The organism is Kitasatospora sp. NPDC048662 (assembly GCF_055587065.1).
This window is the reverse complement of the sequence record NZ_JBVJHA010000013.1, coordinates 45,361-63,716: the sequence shown is the minus strand read 5'-3', so window position 1 is coordinate 63,716 and position 18,356 is coordinate 45,361. Positions and strand designations below refer to the sequence as shown.

At 74.3% G+C, this 18,356-nt stretch carries 12 protein-coding genes; 2 read left to right on the top strand and 10 right to left on the bottom strand.

Annotation, left to right across the window (positions count from 1 at the left end; all coding sequences use genetic code 11):
• Window positions 1–114: 114 nt before the first annotated feature.
• Window positions 115–777, top strand: coding sequence for a DUF6193 family natural product biosynthesis protein (locus ACZ6R9_RS27965; protein WP_465541075.1), 663 nt, complete (start codon window positions 115–117; stop codon window positions 775–777).
• 50 nt (window positions 778–827) lie between these two features.
• On the opposite strand, the gene ACZ6R9_RS27960 is transcribed toward ACZ6R9_RS27965, so the two are convergent.
• The 8 genes from ACZ6R9_RS27960 to ACZ6R9_RS27925 all read right to left on the bottom strand — a co-directional run bounded on the left by ACZ6R9_RS27960 (window position 828) and on the right by ACZ6R9_RS27925 (window position 15,971).
• Window positions 828–2,135: an SUKH-4 family immunity protein gene (locus ACZ6R9_RS27960; RefSeq protein ID WP_465541074.1), complete on the bottom strand. Its 1,308-nt coding sequence runs from the start codon at window positions 2,133–2,135 to the stop codon at window positions 828–830.
• A 58-nt stretch (window positions 2,136–2,193) separates the two neighbouring features.
• A complete protein-coding gene (locus ACZ6R9_RS27955; protein ID WP_465541072.1) occupies window positions 2,194–4,002 on the bottom strand; it encodes a P-loop NTPase family protein in 1,809 nt (602 codons plus the stop codon).
• Between the two features lie 52 nt (window positions 4,003–4,054).
• Complete coding sequence (locus ACZ6R9_RS27950; protein WP_465541070.1) at window positions 4,055–6,181, bottom strand: SUKH-4 family immunity protein; 2,127 nt, start codon at window positions 6,179–6,181, stop codon at window positions 4,055–4,057.
• Between the two features lie 34 nt (window positions 6,182–6,215).
• On the bottom strand, window positions 6,216–11,744 hold the full coding sequence (locus tag ACZ6R9_RS27945; RefSeq protein ID WP_465541275.1) for a toxin glutamine deamidase domain-containing protein: 5,529 nt from the start codon (window positions 11,742–11,744) through the stop codon (window positions 6,216–6,218).
• A gap of 161 nt (window positions 11,745–11,905) precedes the next feature.
• Window positions 11,906–12,235 (bottom strand): hypothetical protein, encoded by a 330-nt coding sequence (locus tag ACZ6R9_RS27940; protein WP_380478446.1) that lies wholly within the window; start codon window positions 12,233–12,235, stop codon window positions 11,906–11,908.
• Between the two features lie 444 nt (window positions 12,236–12,679).
• Window positions 12,680–13,360 carry an ArsR/SmtB family transcription factor gene (locus tag ACZ6R9_RS27935; protein ID WP_380478447.1) on the bottom strand — a complete coding sequence of 227 codons (681 nt, stop codon included), beginning with the start codon at window positions 13,358–13,360 and terminating at the stop codon, window positions 12,680–12,682.
• Window positions 13,361–13,554: 194 nt separating this feature from the next.
• The gene (locus tag ACZ6R9_RS27930; protein ID WP_465541067.1) at window positions 13,555–15,252 is read right to left on the bottom strand and encodes a hypothetical protein; all 1,698 of its coding nucleotides are present in this window, start codon (window positions 15,250–15,252) and stop codon (window positions 13,555–13,557) included.
• On the bottom strand, window positions 15,249–15,971 hold the full coding sequence (locus ACZ6R9_RS27925) for an ABC transporter ATP-binding protein (protein ID WP_465541065.1): 723 nt from the start codon (window positions 15,969–15,971) through the stop codon (window positions 15,249–15,251). Before ACZ6R9_RS27925 ends, ACZ6R9_RS27930 begins: the two co-directional genes overlap by 4 nt.
• A 248-nt stretch (window positions 15,972–16,219) precedes the next feature.
• Between ACZ6R9_RS27925 and ACZ6R9_RS27920 the strand changes: the two genes are divergently transcribed.
• Complete coding sequence (locus ACZ6R9_RS27920) at window positions 16,220–16,441, top strand: helix-turn-helix domain-containing protein (RefSeq protein WP_465541273.1); 222 nt, start codon at window positions 16,220–16,222, stop codon at window positions 16,439–16,441.
• Window positions 16,442–16,449: 8 nt separating this feature from the next.
• Here the strand turns inward: ACZ6R9_RS27920 and ACZ6R9_RS27915 are convergent, their stop codons facing one another.
• Window positions 16,450–16,998, bottom strand: coding sequence for a GNAT family N-acetyltransferase (locus ACZ6R9_RS27915; RefSeq protein WP_465541063.1), 549 nt, complete (start codon window positions 16,996–16,998; stop codon window positions 16,450–16,452).
• Between the two features lie 61 nt (window positions 16,999–17,059).
• The gene (locus tag ACZ6R9_RS27910) at window positions 17,060–18,220 is read right to left on the bottom strand and encodes an FAD-dependent monooxygenase (protein WP_465541061.1); all 1,161 of its coding nucleotides are present in this window, start codon (window positions 18,218–18,220) and stop codon (window positions 17,060–17,062) included.
• Between the last annotated feature and the right edge of the window lie 136 nt (window positions 18,221–18,356).

The window sequence follows — 18,356 nt, the reverse complement described above, 5'->3', positions numbered from 1 at the left end:
GTGACGCTCGGATCAAGTGTGAGACAGCGCCAGAAGATGGGGACCCGGCAGATCCGGGCAACAACTGCCCAGTCCGCCAGGCACGTTCGCACCCGCGCCCCTACACTGCGCGCCATGACCGACACACCCGCCACTGCCGACTTCAGGGCCGTTCTCGATCAAATCGCCGCCGACCAGGGGCTGGCACTGCCCGCGCCGGAGAGGTTCGGCCCCGCCTACGCCAACTTCCATGACGCGGCGACCGGCGACCGGGCGTGGATCCGGGACTGGACTCCGGACGCGGGGCCGTCCGTCTCACTGGCCCGCGGCGGAGTGACGCTCGCCAACGGACACGCCCCGGACCTCGCGGCGGCGGTGCGCGCGGTGGTGGCCTGGCTGGCGGGCGCCGACCTGGCGGCGGCGCGAGCGGCCACGCCGTTCCTGGTCGTGCACGACTGGGCGTTCGCCCACGAAAGCGAGCCGTTGGACGAGGCGGAGCTGGTCTGGCGTCAGCGGCTGGGCCGGTTCGACACCCAGGCACCCCACTACCAACCGCCCGGCTACCGGGCGCTGTTCGAGGCGGCGTTCGGCGAGCCGAGGCTGCGCCGACTGACGCCGGTGACCAGTCACTTCACGCTGTGGTTCTCCGCCACACCGAAGTACCCGTACCAGCCGGTCGGCCGGACGGCCATCGAGCCCCTGCGCGACGGGACCTTCCTGGTCAGCGACGCGGGCCCGGCCGCCACCGCCGAAGAAGCCGTCGCGCTCGCGGTGGCGACCCTGCCGCCGGGGTACTGACGCCGGGGCACTGACGGGCAGGGCAATGACGCCGGGGTACTGACGGTCGCTCAGAGCAGGCCGTCCCACAGCTGCTCGACGATGACGGCCCACCAGTTCTCCGGGTCGCCGAACACCGTGCCGTCGAGCGCGGCCAGTTCGCGCTGGAAGGCGTCCACGGCGAGCCCGGCGGCCTGCGGGTCGAGGCCGCGCAGGGCGGGGTGGCGGGTGGCGAGCAGGGAGAGGCAGCGCAGGTATGCGGCGAGGTCGGTGTTGAGGTAGCGGCCGGTGCCGGTGTCGGGGTCGACGGCCCAGATCCGGCCGATGCCCGCACCGGTGCCGGTGCCGCCGTCGCCGCACTGGACGGCGATCAGTGCGTGGCCGTCGTCGCCGAGGACCAGGTAGGAGGCGAGCAGGGCGCGGGTCCGCTCGGGCACGCGGGCGCCGCGGCCGGTCGCGGCCAGGTGCGCGGCGACCGAGGGCAGCCCGGGGCGGTGGTGGAAGAACCCGGGGACCTCGGCGGGCAGCCCGGCCTCGGCCAACGTGGCCGCGGTGGCGGCGGGTGCGGCGGGTGCGGGGCCGTCGGCGGGCGCGGCGCCGGTGACGCGGTGGATCCGCTCGGCGCCGAACTGCGCGTCCAGCCGGGCGCCGAGTTCGCGGTCGCTCTCGGGGGCGGCGGCGGGCACGGCACGCGGGAACGGGATCCGGTTGGGACGCGGCGGGGCGGGGCGCCCGGCCCGCCTGAAGGTGGCCTCGGTGGCGTCGGTGAGGGCGCGGACGGCGGCGGCCCGGCGGTCGTAGCGCGGGCCGTACGCGTGGCCGAAGTCGAAGGTGGCGTTGGGGAGTTCGGCGAGCAGCACGGGCGCGCAGTAGCCGCCGGGCAGTTCGCAGGGCCGCAGGTCGGTGTAGACGGACAGCACGTCCTCGGGGCGGACGCCCTGCTGTTGGAGGGTGCGCCAGGCGCGGACCTCGGGGTGTCCGGCGCCGGGGGTGGAGAGCTGGAACAGGCTCTGCTGCTCGCCGGCGGCGTCCCGGTAGGTGAGGACGACGGAGGTGCCGGGGCCGACCACCGGCGGGCGGGACGGGTCGTAACTGCCCGCGCCGAGCTTGTCGCGGTAGAGCTGGACGACCTCCTCGACGGGCACCGACGGCCAGTGGGTGAGTTCACCGGTCTCCCGGTCGACCACGGCGCAGGCGGTGCCGATCTCGGCGGGGGCGCGGCGTTCGCCGACGGGCCGGTCGGGTTCGGCGTCGGGGATCGGCCAGAGCACCCAGCCGAGGTCGAACTCGTGCACGCCGATCCGGTGCCACTGCTCCTCGGGCCGGGCGCCGTTGATCCACTGGTGGGCCGTCTCGATGGCCTGTTCGCGGGTCGTCACGCGGTCGTTCTCCTTCGGAGCCGGTTGGTCGGTGTTCACAGTAGTGGACGGGTACCGGTCACCGGCCGGCCGGTTGCAGGGCCGCGACGCCGTGCGCGTCGGCGATCAGCAGCAGGCCGTCGGGGGTGACGTCGGCGCCCGCCAGTGGTGCGGCGGACAGGAACGCGGCGATCGGGCCGGTGACGGTGCCGTCGAGGGGGTTGCGTGACCAGAGCCGGACGTAGTCGCTGCCGGTGCTGAGCGCGAGGGTGCCGGTGGCGCGCTGCTCGTCGCCGGGGCGGGCGAGCTGCTCGGGGTCGGTGGTGTCGGGTTCACCGGAGCGGGCGTCGTAGACCGCCAACTCGGGCTGCCGGCCCGGGCGGTGGGCGACCAGCAGGTGGCTGCCGTCGGGGCGGACGGCGGCGGTGACGGCGCCGACGCCGGTGAGCGGCCGGGCCCACAGGGTGTGCCAGGGCACGTCCAGGCCGGTGGTGTCGAGGCCGGGCAGGCCGTCCTGGCGGGCGGCGTGGTCGAGCAGGGCGGCGCGCAGTTCGACGTCGAGTTCCTGGCGGGCGAACAGCGGGGCGAGGCGCAGCCAGGTGCGGCCGAGTGGCGGCAGCGCGGCGGCGTCGAGCCGGTCGACGGCGGCGCGCAGCCGGTGCTGTTCGGCGTGCAGCAGGAAGCCGGGGTCGGTGAGGAGTTGGTCGAGCAGGCCGCCGTGGAGGGCGTGTCCGGCGAGTTGTTCGCGGACGTAGCGGGGGGCGTCGGCCCAGCGTCCGGGCCGGTCGGCGTCGAGCGTGGCGAGCAGGGCGGTGGCGATCCGGCGGTGGACTTCGCGGGCGGTGCGGCCGAGGCGTTCGCGGATCTCCTCGGCGACGGCGGGGTGGACGATGCGGGCGCCGGGTGTCCCGTCCTCGGTGGCGGCGAGGTCGAAGAACGGCAGCAGCAGGTCGCGTCCGGCGGCGAGGGCGGGGCCGAGGTCCTTGCCGGCGACGGCGGACGCGACGGGGGCCCACAGGTGGAACGGCAGGGGTTCGCCGGGGCCGGCCAGGGCGAGCGGGGCGAGCAGGCGGCGCAGGGCGAGTTCGTCGCTGCCGCAGCGTTCGGCGTGCAGGTCGAGGGCGTCGCCGGGGCTGCGGGGCAGCGGCAGTGGTCCGGTGGGGTGGGCCTGGACGGACCAGCCGGCCAGCCGGACCACCAGCGGGGTGCCGGCGACGGCGGCCAGCTGGCGGGCCACGGTGGGGGTGGGGACGGCGAGTTCGGCCTGTCGGAGCAGGGCGTCCGGGTCGCGCCACGGGTCCTGGTCGAGGTCGAGGATCTGCACCTGGCCGTCGGGGATGTCCTCGGCGAGCCGGTCGGCCTCGGCGCGGGGCAGGTCGGCGAGCAGGCGGACGCCGGGGTTGAGGGCGAGTGGCAGCAGCACTTCGGTGGTGACCTTGGCGGCCTCGTCGGTGCCGGTCAGCAGGCCGGCCCGGTCGATGTCGGCGACGACCACGGCCTGTGGCTGCTGGGGGGTGCCGATTCCGGCGAGCACGGCGGGCAGGTGGTCGGCCCGGTCGGTGCCGGGGGCGAAGGTGTCGGCGAGCAGCCAGCGCAGTTGGACGGCCGTCAGGCCGGTGGCGTCGAGGACGGGGGGTGCGGGCAGCTCGGCGGGCGGGACGGTGGCCGGGTCGAGGGCGGCGGTGTCGATCCGGGTGCGGTGGGCGGGGTCGCAGAGCATCAGGAAGGCGGTGAGCAGCCGGGTGCGGCCGCTGCCGCTGTCGCCGGTGATCAGCACCGTGCGCGGCGCGTCGGCCGTGCCGGACCGCCAGGCCGCCAGGGCGCGCAGCGCTGCCGCCCGGCCGCCGAGGTGCGGGTGGGGCTGGTGCGCGACGGTGGTGTCGGTCACGTCGGGTCTCTCCGGTCGGGGGGAGGGGGCGGCGGGGAGGGGATGGCAGGGATCAGGCCCAGGTGTCGGGTTCGAGGACGTGCTGCCAGCTGTCGGTGGCGGCGGCGTCGGGGTCGATTCCGGCGAGGCGGGTGCGGAGTTCGGAGAGCAGGTCGTGGCTGTCGGCCTCGCGGGGCCAGTAGGCCGACAGGTACTGGGCCTGGACGGCGATCAGGGTGAGGAAGCGTTCCAGGGTGGTGCCGATCAGCGGCTCGCGGGGGCGGCTGGTGTCGGGCCAGTGGGCGGGCATCATCCGCAGGACCCGGCCGTCGCTGCCGTCGAGCACCAGGTCGGCGCCGAGCCAGCCGCCGAGCAGGTGGAACGGTCCGCGGCCGGCGGGCTCGACGCCGTCCGGCCAGGGGCGGGCGGGCAGGTGGTCGGCGGGGGTGAGCCAGTAGCCGGTGGGGCTGTCGATGGCGGGCAGGCCGACGGTGGCGAGCAGTTCGCGGGTCGGCCGGTGGGTGATGCCGTCCGGGACGGGGTCGATCCGGTGCAACTGCCCGGCGCCGAAGGCCTGTTCCAGCAGCTGTCGCAGGTCGGGCAGGTCGGCGGGGTCGTAGGGCCGGGGCAGCTGGCGGCCGAACGAGCCGACCAGCGCGACAAGTCGGTGTTCGGGCGCGTCGCGCAGCAGCTTGACGTCCGGCCGGACGGCGTAGGCGCCGCGTACCCCGGCCAGCACCAGCAGGTCGCCGACGGCGCCGGCGGCGTCCGCGTCGGGGTGGTGGAACAGTCCGAGCGGGGCGCCGTCGGGGCCGTCCAGGATCTCGGCATAGCCGACTTTCTGGCGTACCGTCAACTCGGCGCTGCCCGGCCCGAGTTCGTCGCCGTCCTGGTGGATCGACGCGCCCGTGGCCGCGTCACGGAGGAAGCGGTTCTCCTCCTCGTCCTCGATGAGGACGACGGGTGTGCCGCGCAGTTCGGCAGCCTGCACCAGGTCGATCTCCTCGGTGTGCCAGGGCTCGGTGCGGGGGGTGAACGCGCCGATCGGGCGCCACCGGGACCAGACGGTGCGGAAGGTCAGCGGTTCGGGGCAGGCCGCGGCGAGCGCCTCGGCGCGGTCGAACTGCCCTCGGGTGTGGGCGTCGTGAGCGAGCCGGGCGACCCACTCGCCGTGCGGCGCGCCGGCCAGGCCGTAGCCGGTGAGGTAGCGCAGGGCGGCGGCAGGGGTGCCGTACCGGAAGCCGCCGCTGCGGCCGTACGCGGTGCGCAGGGCCTCGGTCAGCGCGTCCTGCGGGACGTGCGCGAGGGCGCGGGCGTCCTCGACCAGTTCGTCGAAGCATCCGGCGGCGGCCGCGTGGCCGGGCAGCGACCGGGCCGCCCACGGGGCGGTCAGATCGATGGTGGTCAGCAGGCGGTCCGTCATCCGGCCGTGGAACGCGGCGGCCTCGGCCGGGGCGTACCGCAACTCCTCGACCAGCGCGGGACGGTCGAAGCCGACCGTCCCGTCCGGCTCCCGCACCAGCGGATCGGCCGCGAGGGCCGTCAACTCCGCCTCACCGAACGGCACATCGGCGGCCCGGCACAGCTCGGCCCAGGCGGCCACGGGCACCCGGTGCAGCTGGGCGTTGGCCAGCGCCCGCAGCGCGGCGAGGGCCTGCGGCGGAGCGGCCGCGGTCAGCGCCGCCAGTTCCTCCGGGCCCGGCCCGCCCGGCAGACGAAGGACCTCCAGCCAGTACGCGGTGGGCTCGGCGGGGGGCGGCTCGGGGGGCTGGGACTGTTCGACAACCAGTTGCAGCCGGCCCTCCTGGGCGGAGGTGGCGAGCGCGGCGACCACCGCCCGGGCCCGGTCGGCCTCGCCGCCGCAGGCCAGCGAGCCCGCCAGCTGGGTGTTGGCGAGCAGCACGGTGCGGGCCGTCCGGTCGCGGCGCAGCGCCCGCTCCAGGTCGTCCAGGGTCCCGAAGGCGCGCCGCCGCAACACGCCGGTGCGGTCGATCAGTTCCTGCACCACGGAGTCGGCGCTGCGCCCGGCGACGTCGATCAGGAGGGCCGCCGGGAAGGCCTCGGCGATCCCGGCGAGCACCGCGCTCTTCCCGCTGCCGGCCGGGCCGGTCACGTGGAGCCGACCCCGGCTGCCGCCCTGCAGTCGTTCGGTGGCGGCGGCGATCGCCTCCGTCACCGCCGTCTCGTCGCGCCCGGCCATCCGGCCACTCCCTTGCTCACTGGCTCATGTTCGTTCACAGCTGCGGCGGCCCGGGGACTCCGGGCTGGCGGTTCTGCTCCATCTCCATCCAGGCCCGGCCCACCTCCGCCACGTGGTCGCCGAAGTCCCGGTCCATCTTCTGCTTGCCCGTCAGCCCGCCGTCGGCAGGCGTCGTTCCGGCCGCCGGATCCGTGCGGTACCCGGTCGCATAGTAGACCGGCACGCCGGTCTGTTCACGCCCCAGATAGCCGGAGCAGTCCGCGTGACCTTTGCCGATGCCGCACGGCTCGCGCTCGGTGTAGAGGCTGAGCACCTCCGGCTTGTCCTCCTGGCCACGGGTGGCCTTCAGGTGCTCCATCCACCCGCCGAGGTGGGTCTCGGAGTGCAGCGGCGTGACCCCGACCCGCGGGCTGCTGGGCGGCACCGAGCTGTCCACCACGAAGCCGACCTGCCCCGTCTTGGGGTCGTACACCTCGATCACCGCGTAGTTGCGGCCGGTGAGGTCGGGCCGGTGCACGGCCTGGTTGACCGCAGCCTGGATGCTGCGTGTGCCGAACGCGTCCTTGATGTCCTTGCGGAGGTCCTGGTAGTTCTGCGACTGCTTCAGTCCCGCCTCGCCCTTGGACGTGCCGTGGTCGGCACCACCGCGACTCGCCGTGTCCGCCTCGCCCGGAGCGGTACCGGCCACCCGCGGGTCGGCGTTGTACGGGTACGCCATCGACTCGGGGCTGGCGCCCACGCCGTGGCTCTGGTGGAACGCGTCGCTCATCCGGCCCATGGCGGCGACCGCCGCGCCCTGCTCGCCCGGGTTCATGTCCTTGAACCCGGGCAGCTTGGCCTCCAGGTCGGCCCGGTTGAACGTCTTCGGGTTGGTGCCCGCGCTGCCCTTGCTCTCGTCCAGCACCTTGGCGAGATCGCCGCTGCTCGCCCAGTCGTTCAGGTTGTCGTAGACGCGGTCCATGTCGACCTGGCGGACGTCGTTGGTCTCCCGCAGCCGGCCCTGGGCCTCGTCGGGCGGGAGGTTGTAGATGGTGTCGTTCTTCCCCTCCTTCGGGCCGAGGTTCTCCTCGCTGCGGGCCGCTTCGTGGATCGGGTGGTCGGGGTCGTTCGCCCGCCGCTCCTCGATGACCTCCTTGTCGGTCTTGGGGGGCGTTTTCTCGTTGCTGTGCGACGGCCCCGCTTCGGCGTCTCCGTCGCCGTCCCCGTGCTTCGCCTTCTTCTTGGCCGCGCCGCCCTCGGGGTCGTCCTCCGCCTTGTTCTTCTTGCCGGCCGGGTCCTCCGGCCGCCGGTCGGATGTGCCGTGGTCGGATGTGCCGTGGTCGGGGGTGCCGTGGTCGGGGGTGCCGTGGCTGTTGGTGGGGTTGCGGTCCGGATCCAGGGTGATCGCGAACACGCCGTGGTCACCGTTGTGCAGCGGCCGGTCGCTGCGTTGTCCGGTCTGATTGTCCAGATAGGTGATCTTCCCGTCGTGGTTGACGACGTTCCACGCGTGGGCCCGCCCGTTGGCGTCCTGCGTGATGATCACCGCCTGCGAGCCGTGCCCGTCCCCGCGCAACTGGTCCTCGACCCGGCGGAACGCCGCGTCTCCGTTGCCCATGTCCCGGAACGGCGCGCCGAGTTGACTCTCCGCCCGGTCCCGGCCGCCCCGCTCGCCCTCCGGCCCACCATCACTGCGCGGCGCCGCCGCCGTCGGGTTCCCGCTGTACGTGTCGGCCGTCGAAAGCGCCACGTCCAGGCAGTTGTTGTCCCGCCCCGGCGCCCGATGCCCGTCCCCATTGACCGCCCCGGGCCAGTCCCCGTTCGGATCCGGATGCCGCTGCGGCGTCCCGTCCGGATTCCGCGGCACCCGGCTCTCCAAATCCACCTGATGCTGCGGATCCGGCCGGTCCAACCCACCCGGAGTGTCGTACGGACGACTGTCCGCAAGCGCCTCCGGCCGGGGCGCGTGGCCGTCCGCGGCACCGTCGTGCTGCGAGGGGTCGGCGGGGTGTGCAGGGTCGGCGTTCGACGCGTCGGGGTGCGAACTGCCCGCGTCGGGCCGGTCGGTGTCGGGACGGTCGGTGTCGGGACGATCCGCGTCGGGCCGATCCGTGTCGGGGCGTGCGCCGTCGGGGTGGCCGGTGTCGGGGTGCGCCGAGTCCGGACGAGCCGCATCCGGGCGGGCCGTGTCGGGGTGCGAACCGTCCGGACGGCCAGCGTCAGGACGGCCCGTATCCGGTCGCGTTGAGTCCGGGCGACCGGCATCGGGGCGCGCCGTCTCTGGGCGACCTGTGTCGGGACGAACGGCATCGGGACGCGAACCGTCGGGACGACCGGCGTCAGGACCGCCCGTATCCGGTCGCGTTGAATCCGGGCGACCGGCATCCGGCCGTGCCGCATCAGGATGCGAACCGTCCGGGCGACCAGCGTCAGGACGGCTGGCATCCGGGCGAGTTGAATCCGGACGACCGGCATCGGGACGCGCCGTCTCTGGGCGACCTGTGTCGGGACGAACAGCATCGGGACGCGAACCGTCGGAACGACCGGCGTCAGGACGGCCCGTATCCGGTCGCGTTGAATCCGGGCGACCGGCATCGGGACGCCCACCATCAGGGCGGGCCGAGTCCGGACGACCCGCATCCGGCCGTGCCACGTCAGGGCGCGCCACGTCAGGGCGCGCCATGTCCGGCCGGGCCGTGTCCGGCCGTGCGGTGTCGGGACGGACCGAGTCCGAACGGCCCGCATCGGGGCGTCCGCCATCCGGGCGCGCCGCCTCGGGACGACCCCCGCCAGGGCCGCTCGCGTCGGGACGTGCACTGTCCGGCCGCGCCGTGTCCGGGCGCCCGCCCTCGGGGCGCACCGGGCCCGGCCGACCCGCGTCCTGACGGGCAGCCGCATCCGAACGTCCTCCGCCAGGGCCGCTCGCGTCGGGGCGGGCCGTGTCGGGGCGGGCCGTGTCGGCACCCGAGCGCTGGCCGAAGGCCGCTCGCGGGTCGGGGCGGTCGGCGGCCGGGCGCGGCGTGAACGTGGAGTTGCCGTCGGGCTGTTGGCCCTGGCGGGTGGGTCCCTGGCCCGGCACCGTCGGGGTGGAACTCGGTCCGGAAGTCGGCCGGACCGCGCCCGAACCGGACGGAGCGCCGCCGCCCGGCACCGCACCAGCGCCCATCGGCATGCCACCACCCGGAACGCCGGCCCCGCCCCCGGCGCCGACACCGGCGCCAGTACCGTCCGGACCGGCCGTCGGAGCACCACCGGCGCCGGGCCGCTGATCGGGACCGGCGTGCGACGGCGGCGGCGCCGTGGCGGTGGCACCGAGGCCGGCCACGTCCAGGCGCGGCGGCACCTGGCTGGTGTGCGTCCCGGGGTCGGAATCACCGTTCCGCTGCTCGCCGCCCCGGAACGGTGGCACACCCCCGGCCGAGGCGGTGGCCCCGACAGGCGGCCGCATGTCGGCCCCGCCGGAACCTCCGTGCTGCGCCCCGTCCGGGCCCGGCGCGTGCTGCGGCCCGGGCGTCCCGCCCGAGGGTGCGGGCTCGTTCACGGCGATCCCGGCCCGCTCGTGGTTCGGCGCCTCCCCGGTCCGCGACCCGGGAATCGGGGTGGCCCCGTGCGACGGGCCCGAGGACGAATCACCCCCACGCACCGACTCGGACCCGAAGCTGTCGCCTACCCCCGGCTGATGCGCGGTCGGCTGATGCACGGTGAAGCCCGGCTTGTCGGCGGCGTCGCCGAAGTCGATGGCGGCACCGCCGTGGTAGGGGGAACTCATCTGGTCAGGGGTGACCTTGACACCGTTGGAGTCCTTGACGACTTCGCCGTCCAGCGAATGCTCGTCGAAGGACAGCTGGTACCTGTGATCGGGCCCACGCGACGGACCGTCGGGCCCACCCGGACGCCCACCGTCGGTACCGGTCTGCGACGAGCCATCACTCGCGGGCCCGTGATGCTCAGGCCCATGCCCCGCGCCCTCGTGCCCGGCCGGACGACCCGAATCAGCATCCGGCCGGTGCGACGAACCATCGTGTCCGGCGGGCCGCCCACCATCCGGCCCCGACCGATGCGGCGCACCATCCGTACCCGTCTGCGACGAACCATCACGCGACGAACCGTCCTGCCCCGCTGGACGACCCACATCCGGCTCCGACCGATGCGGCGAACCGTCATGCCCGGCCGGACGCCCATCCGTACTTGTCCGTGAAGTGCCATCCTGCGACGACCCGTGATGCTCAGGCCCACGTCCCGCACCGTCCTGCCCCGCCGGGCGACCCACCTCCGGCCCAGCCCCGCGCGACGAACCGTCATGCCCCGCCGGACGACCCACATCCGGCCCAGCCCCATGCGACGCGCCGTCGTGCGAGGACGGGGCGGGGGTGGCGTCGTGGGTGGGGGGCTGGTGGTCGGTGCCGAGCCGGGTGCCGAACGGGTCGAGTGCCGGGCCGTTGTCGGCGCGCGGCGGGCGGGGCGGAGTGGGCTGGGTTCCGCCGTTCGACGCGTGGTCCGACCCGTTGCCGGTCGAATCGGCGTTGCCGGACGAACTGAGCGTCGGACCGTTGCTGCCGCTCCCACCGTGCTGCGAAGGCCCGCCGGTGGACGAACTCCCGCTCCCGGACGGCGAGTTCACGTGCCCACTCGACGGCACCGACCCACCGCCACCCGTACTGGCACCCACCCCGGACCCGGAACCCGAGCCCGAGCCCGAGCCCGAACCCGACGAGTCCCCTCCCCCACTCCCCGAACGGTCACTCCCCGACCGGTCACTCCCCGAGCGTTCGCCCCCGGAACGCTCGCCGCCCCCGGAACCGGATTCGCTCGAATCATGCCCGCCACCCGACGAATCGCCGTGCCCGGCCGCGTGATCGATGCCACTGCGCGCATGCCCACCGGCGCGCGAGCCCACTCCGTCCCGCAGGGCCTCGGTGAAGGTCTGGCCCGAGTTCTTCACCGCGTCAGTGAAGTCCTCCGCACCGCGCTTCGCCGTCCGCCCCAGGTCGTACCCGCTCTGCGCACCGAAGTTCTGGTTCACGGTCTGCGCGATCAGGTCACTGATCATGCCCTGGATCGCCGACACCGCCGGCTCCTTCAGGGTCTCCATGATCGCTTCCATCAGCGCCTGACGGAGTTCCTTCAGCAACCGCCGCACGATCATCTTCGTCGCGGTCGTCGCACCGGCCGCACCCAGTTCCGACAGACCGAGCGTGAACGGCGCAGCCGCCTGAGCAGCAATCAACTCAACTGCCAACGCGACAAGTTGCGCGATCACCGCGACCTTGCAGGTGACCACGATGACGGCCGCCGCGTCGAACGCGACAGCGATCATCCGGGCCGCCGTCGCCGCATCCGCCAGGTAGCCGTTCGAGCCGCCGCCGGAGAACTTCTCCCAGGTCTTGCCGAACGCGTCGATGCTGTCACCGGAGTTGCTCGACAGCACACCGTTCGCGGCGCTCACGCCCCGGTAGTGGAGCTCGTCGACCTGGTCCGCGAAGTCCCGCCAGACCTGCGCGGACTCCCGGAGCTTGTCCTCGTCCGCGGTCGGCCAGTCGAAGCCGAGCATCTCCAGGACCCACTCGACACTGTCCGGCAACATCAGCGACACTTCGTCAAACCCCCTGCGCCTTACGGAAACGAACGGACGAGCGGACCAACAGGCAGCTGGACCACCGGACAAGCGGACCGTCAATCGACCCGCGGCGGACGCCGGTACGGGCGCGGCTTCGGGCTGCACGCCCGTCGCGCCGCGCGGGCGGGTCAGTAGACCCGCGGCCGGTACAACGACCGGATCTGGCCGCCGACTTCACCCTCGCGGGCTTCCAGGGTGTAAATGTCGCCCTCGGTCCGGCTCTCGTTGGCCTCGTGACGGTCGGCCATGCCCTGCAACTTGTCGCCGATCTCGCCGAGCCGGGTGCCGAGGGAGTCCATCGACTCCTTCATGCCGTCGCGCAGGCCCTCGTAGACGATGCCGAACTTTTCACCGAGGTCGTCGTCGCCCCAGGGGGGTGTGTCGCCCTGTTCGAGCGATTCGAGCCGACCGGAGAGGTTTTGGAGGGCGGCGAGGAAGTCCTGGCCGACGGCGGACATGTTCCTGCCCTCTGTCCGGAGACTCGCCGAATCGACAACGATCTGCTGAGACATGCCCGCCCCCGACTCGGACCGCCGAGGTCCGCTCGCACTGCCGACCCCGTAAGTTCGGGACCCTCGGGCCGGTTTCGGCGGCTGTGGGTCCGTTTTGGTGTCTGCATCATAGGACCGGAATCATTGCCGAGCCATGCTGTCTGCCGACTGTGCAAAAGCTCGTCACCACTCCTCCACCGCCCGGCCGGTGGCCCGCACTTCCCCGATCGCTCCCCCGATCACTGCCCGAACTCCCCCGATCACCGGCCCGGGGCCCGTCGGCCTTGGTCGGCCCCGGTGTTCCACCGACGAAGCTCGGGGCCGACCGAGGTGACGCCAACCCCCAAAGGTCCACCACTCACCCACAATTCCCCCACGATCCCACCGCGCGCCCACCACCCCGACGGGCCGTCAACCCACCGTCTCCCCCGCATCGACGGGGAGGTCGGCGAGCCGCCACTCCAGCATCCCGTCGTCCAGCCGGATCGCCCGCCGCCCGCGCGCGGTGAGCAGTCGGACGGCGTCGTAGGCGAGGGCGCAGTACGCGCCGCGGCAGTAGACGACAACCTCGGCGTCCTCGGGGAGTTCACCGATCCGCTCGACGAGTTCCTCGACGGGGATGGAGAGCGCGCCGGGGATGTGCCCGGCGGCGTACTCCTCGGCGGGGCGGACGTCGAGGGCCACGGCCCGGCCGGCGGCGATCCGGGTCAGCAGGTCCTCGCGGGTGACGACGTCCGGCTCGTCGGGGGCCTCGGGGCCGAGGTAGGCGGTCCGGGCGGGTGCGACGGCGGCCTGGTGGCGTTCGGCGACCCGGCGCAGCAGGTCGAGGAGTTGAGCGACGTCCCCGCCCGCCAGGCGGTAGTGGATGCGGACGCCGTCGCGGCGGGTGGCGACCAGGCCGGTCTGCTTGAGGGTCTGGAGGTGCGCGGAGGCGGTGGTGAGGTTGAGGCCGGCGGCTTTGGCGAGTGCGTCGACGGTGCGTTCACCCTGGGCCAGCAGGTCGAGCAGTTCGAGCCGTTTGCCGCTGGAGAGGGCTTTCCCGGTGGCGGCGAACGCCTCGTAGAGCTCGGTTTTCGCGGCCCGGTCCGCCATTGCTGCGGCCCCCTTCTCGGTAATTCTATGGAATAAGGGTACTCCCCACCCGGGCCCGAACCCGGCCGAGACCGCCCGAGACCGGCCGGCGACCCCGGCGACCCCGGAGACCCCGTCGGCCCTGGGCGGCGACGACGCCACCACACACCGCAGGGCCGGAAGGCCGTGCCCGCCGCCTCCCGGCCTGCGACCCGCTACGACCGACCGACCGTGCCGGGCCGGGCCTGGGCGGGGAGTCTGCCCGCTCTGCCCTTCGCCCAGTGGAACAGGGCGACGGTCACCGTCAGCGCGATGGCCAGGGATTGGGGCAGCGAGCCCGCCGAGCCGCTGCGCAGGGCCGCCGAGAACGGCAGCGCCAGCACGGGTACGGCCACGGCCGGGCCTGCGGCGTACCAGGCGGTGAAGAACGCGACGCCGCCGCTCCCGCCGGCCCCCGCGGAGCGGTAGAGCAGGTCTTGGCGGGCCGCACCGCGGCAGGCGTTCACCAGGCCGGCGGCGACCAGGGGTGGAACCGCGAACGGGGCGAGCCAGGCGGTCGGGCCGCCGCCGAGGGCGAGCACCGCCACCGACCCGGCTGCCGCCAGAAGGAGGCCGAGGGCGGTGGGTACCACCGCGTGGCGCAGCATGAGGCCGGCGAAGGGGTACGGGGACCAGGACGCGCGGCGGACGTCGTCGGTCTCGATCCGGGCGGGTTCCAGGAGTTGGGCGACGGCCAGGTAGCCGAAGGTCAGGGCGACGACCGTGACGGCCCAGGAGAGCACGCCCCGGGTGTCGTGCGCCAGCACGGCGCAGAGCACGGCCGGGACGGTCAGCAGGACGGCGCGTCCGACTCGGGCGGGCGCGCGGAGCAGCGAGAGCACGTCCCGCCAGTACAGGATCAGCCAGGGCTGCCGGGGTGCGGGCAGCCGTACCCGGAACTGGCGGTCGCCGCCGGACGCGCCGGCCACGGTCAGCTTCGCGGCGCGCAGTTCGACCGTCCGCAGCGCGGCCAGTACTCCGGCGGCCGTCCGGGCGCGCTCCCGCAGCAGCGGCAGCGGGAGGGTGGCGACGGCACGGTCGGCGAGCACCAGGAACAGCACGGTGGGCACGGCCAGCAGGACGGCTGCGACCATGCCTCCCGGGACGGCGGCGGGCGTGGGCGCCAGCGCGGCGAGGGCCGCCCAGCCCCACGGGCCGGACCAGAGTTCGACCCGTTCCAGCCAGGGGACGGGGTGGCCGGCGACGGCCAGCGCGCTCTGCGTGGCGAGGGCCAGGATCAGCACGGCCGCGTAGGGGGTCAGGCGCCGCGCCCAGCGGGCGGCCGGTGGGCTGTTCTGAACCAGCAGGCCGGCGCAGACGCCCAGCAGCGGCAGGCAGAGCCCGCCGACCAGGCACCAGCCGAGGGCCGCGGGCAGGCCGACGCGCACGGTCAGGCCGAGCGCCACCATGCCGCCGACGGCGATCACCAGTCCGGGGAGGACGGCCAGCCCGCAGGAGAGCCAGAACCACGGCCGCAGCACCGGCCGGGGCCGGACGGGGTGGGCGAGCAGCCAGTCGGTGGTGGCGCGGGGCGGCACGACCGGTCCGCGCCACAGTCCGTCGCGGACGGCCAGCAGCAGGGTCGCGAGGCCGGCGGCGGCGATGCCGCTGGGCATGGCGGCGAGCAGGTCGGGGCCGTGCCCGGTGTAGTCGGCGCCCAGCGAGGCGTGCAGGAAGAGGCCGAAGCTGGGGATGCCGCCCCAGATCACCAGGATGAGCACGGTGCAGTAGAGCGCGAAGGCGGCCTGCTTGGCCCGGTTGCGCCGGTGCGGTGCGCGCAGGGCGCGCAGCACGGCGAGTGCCTCGTCGGTCCAGTCGTCGTCCGCCGTCCATTCGGCGACCGAGGCGTCCTCGGCCACGGCCTTGCCGCTCACCGGGCGCCGGCCGAGGCGGCGAGGACCGTGGAGGGTGCGCCCTGCCGGACGATCCGTCCTTCCTCCAGCATCACCACCCGGTCGGCGACCTCCAGCGCGAGGTCGGTGTGGTGGGTGACCAGCAGCACCGCGACCCCGTCGGCGAGTTCCGCCTTCAGGAGTTCGGCGAGCCGCCGCCGCGCCTCCGGGTCGAGCCGCTGCTCGGGCTCGTCGAGCAGCAGCAGGTCCCGGGGGCGGACGAGTGCGCAGGCCAGCAGCAGGGCCTGCATCTGGCCGGAGGAGAGGGCGGAGGGCAGGGCGTCGGCCCGTTCGGTGAGCGAGCGCATCTCCAGGACCTGCTCGACCCAGTCGGCGGCGTCGGCGACGCCGTGGGCGACGGCGACCAGCAGGAGGTGTTCTCGCACCGTGAGGTCGGGGTAGCAGGCGACGGTGTCGCCGACGACGGCGACCCGGGCCCGTATCCGGGGGTCGTTCTCGTTCATCGCCAGGCCGTCGAAGCGGACGGTCCCGTTGGTCGGCAGGTCGCGTCCGGCGGCGATCCGCAGCAGGGTCGACTTTCCGGACCCGTTGTGCCCGAGCAGCGCCACGCACTCACCGGCCGCCAGGTCGAGGTCGACGGGATGGAGCACCTCCCGGAGGCCGTACGACCGGCTCACCCCGGTCAGTTGGAGCAGTGCCTTGCGCGCGGTGGCGGGCGGTGCGGCGGAGTTCTTGGCCATGTGGACGACGCCTCTCGACAAATGGATCGCCCAAGTATGGCCCGCTTCCCCCGCCCCGCGTTCCCCCCGCCCCCGGCCCGGACGGGCACCGTCAGGCGGTCACCGCTTCGCGCAGCGTCGCGCCGGGCACCGTCAGGCGGTCAGCGCTTCGCGCAGTGTCGAGGCCTTGAGGCCGAAGGTGTCGCGGATGTCGCTGTCGTCCACCTGGAACGGGCGGTCGGACATGTGGCGTCGCCGGGGCCGAGGTACTGGGTGTCACACCGTTCCAATGGCTGCTCCAGCAGCGGCTGTTGCGGGCGCGCGAACTGCTGGAGACCACCGGGCTGACGGTCGACCAGGTGGCCGACCGCAGCGGCCTCGGCTCCGGCGAGTCCCTGCGCCAGCACCTGAACCGCCGGCTCGGCATGACCCCGGCCGCGTACCGCAGCGCCTTCGCCCACCGCCCGGCAACGACCGTGCAGCGAGCGTGAGTCGAGACTCAGACGCGCCGGTCGAGGACCATCTCGTACTCCACGGCCGACTCGTCACCGGGGACGAGGAAGGTCCGGCCGCTGCGGATGAAGCCGATCTTCCGGTAGAAGGCCTCCGCACGCCGGTTGTCCTGGTGCACGTACAGGCGGACGCGGGAGATCCGGGGCTCGTCGAGCCCGTCGGCGAAGGCGATCGCCGCGTCGAACAGGGCGCGGGCCAGGCCGCTGCCGCGCTGCTCCGCGCGGACGAACACGCCGACCAGGTGGGCCTGGTCGGCCTCGGCCTGCCCGCCGAAGACGTCCCGGCCGGCCCGCTCGACCAGCACCGTCACCGATCCGTCCAGGCCGCCGTCGGCCCGCTCGGCGACGAACTGGCGGGCGAGCAGTTCGCCCCCGCCTGCCGCGCGGTCCCGCCAGAACTCGTCCGGCCTGGCGGCCTCGGCTTCGTAGGTGGCCAGGAAGGCGATGCTCGCCACCGGATCGCGCAGCGCGTCCAGCCGGAGTTCCTTGGCCTCCTGCCAGTCCTCGGCAGTGGTGGCTCGTATCACGTGGTTCATGCGCACGATCTTCGGCGAGCCCCGGGACGGCGGGCAAGCGCATTGCCGCACCGGCGGGGTCTCACACGGGCTCCGGCAGCTCCATCGTGGCGACGTCCTGGCCGAGTTGGAGCATCCGATCGAGGATCCGGCGCCGGCCGAGCAGGGCGTTGCGCGCCCGCAGGCCGGCGGCGGTGCGCGGGGCGAGGAAGGGGCCGGTGCGGTCGCCGCCGCGCTGGCAGCGCTCGGCGTAGGGGCGGACGGCCCGCTCGTAGCGGGTGAACGCGGTGCGGAAGTCGCCGTCGGCGCGGGCGAGTTCGGTGGCGAGGACGTACGCGGCGACCAGCGCGGTGCCGGTGCCCATGCCGCCGATGGTGGCACCGCAGGCGGCGTCGCCGAGCAACGCGATCCGGCCGTTCGACCAGTTCGGCACGTCGGCGCGGCTGATCGAGTCGACGTACAGGTCCTCGGCGTCGCGCAGGGTGTCCAGCAGGTGCGGGACGGGGCGGCCGAGGTCGGCGAAACGTTGCTGCAGCAGGGACTTGAGGGCCTCCGTGTCGTGCCGGTCGTGGTCGAGCTGCGGCGAGGCGAACAGCAGGAAGGCCCCGGCCCGCGCCGGGTCGCGGGGGTCGGCGCCGGCGGCGGCGAGCCGGCCGGGGGTGTTGATGCCGGTGCTGCCGGCGGGCAGGCCGAGGGTGTTGGGGAGCTGCCAGGTGGCGGCGTAGTAGCCGAGGTGGCGGACGTAGTCCCGTTCGGGGCCGAAGGCGAGGGCGCGGATCCGGGAGTGCAGTCCGTCGGCGCCGATCACCAGGTCGAAGCGCCGTTCGGGGCCGTACCGGAAGGCCACCCGGACGCCCCGGTCGTCCTGCCGGAGCGCGGTGACGGTGTTGCCGAACAGGTACTCGGTGGTGGATTCGCTGTGCCGGTGCAGGAGTTGGGCGAGTTCGCCGCGCGGGATCTCGATCTCGCCGCCGGCGAAGTCGGCGGGCAGCCGGAGCCGGACGCGGCCGTGCCGGTCAGTGAAGGTCATCGGGTTCCCTCCGGTGTCGAGCGTGCGGAGTTCCTCCAGCAGGCCCATCCGCTGGAGCACCGTCAGGTGGGTGGGCCCGCGGAAGTCGACGGCCTGGCCGCCGGAGCGCAGCGCGGGGGCGAGTTCGACCACGGTGGGCCGGTGGCCGTACCGGCCGAGCCAGTGGGCGAGCGCCGGTCCGCCGATGCCGGCGCCGGAGATCAGGATCTGCATGGTGTTTCCCCCTCGGAAGGCAGGTCCGACGGGCCCTCCCCGGGCCCGGAGCAAAAGTGTGTCTCGCGGACACTATTTGCTGCTGTGTACGGTAGACGCAGTTTCTGGCCGGGCGCAAGGCGGGCCCGGCACGGCA